This is a genomic window from Burkholderia sp. YHN3-13 (assembly GCF_055810675.1).
Genome location: NZ_JBVVNQ010000110.1, coordinates 1 through 523 on the forward strand (window position 1 = coordinate 1; position 523 = coordinate 523).

Here is a 523-nt window from a genome sequence, read left to right on the forward strand (position 1 = left end):
ACCTGGATCGCGTCGCCGGCGCGATGAGCGCGCAGCGCGGCCTCGGCGAATTCCTCGACGAGCAGACACGGCGTGCTGCGCTTGTACTGGTCGGGCAGCGGGAGGGCGTGCCGGAGCGCGTACGCGCCGATCTCGAGCGCGCCCTGGTAATCGCCGACGTCGATGCGCCAGACCATGATCGTCATCAGCACGTCGTCCTGGGCGCCGGCTGCGCCGTCGAGCACGCCCGCGACCCACGCGTCGTATGCAGGCAGGAACTGCCGCTTCAGGTCGGCCTTGCGCTCGAGCGACTCGACAGCCTTCAGCGCGCGGCGGTGTTCGTCGAGCTGCGCGAGCATCAGCGTATATGCCGAGTCGTCGCGCAGCCCGCCGACACTCGCCGGCGTACCGCGCGCGGCCGTGGCCGCGATGGTGCGCTGGAAGTGTTGGCGGAACGGGTTCGTCATGCGCCACCCTGCGGAGCGGCCGGGGCAGCGTCGGCGAACTGGATGCCCTCGACCACGCAGCCGGCGCCGTACTGCTC

General features: G+C 71.3%; 1 protein-coding gene. It reads right to left on the reverse strand.

Annotated elements, in window-relative coordinates:
* A partial coding sequence (gpM, locus tag AC0KUR_RS38145) for a phage terminase small subunit (RefSeq protein WP_473377427.1) occupies positions 1 to 446 on the reverse strand: 446 nt, incomplete at its 3' end.
* Positions 447 to 523 lie beyond the last annotated feature (77 nt).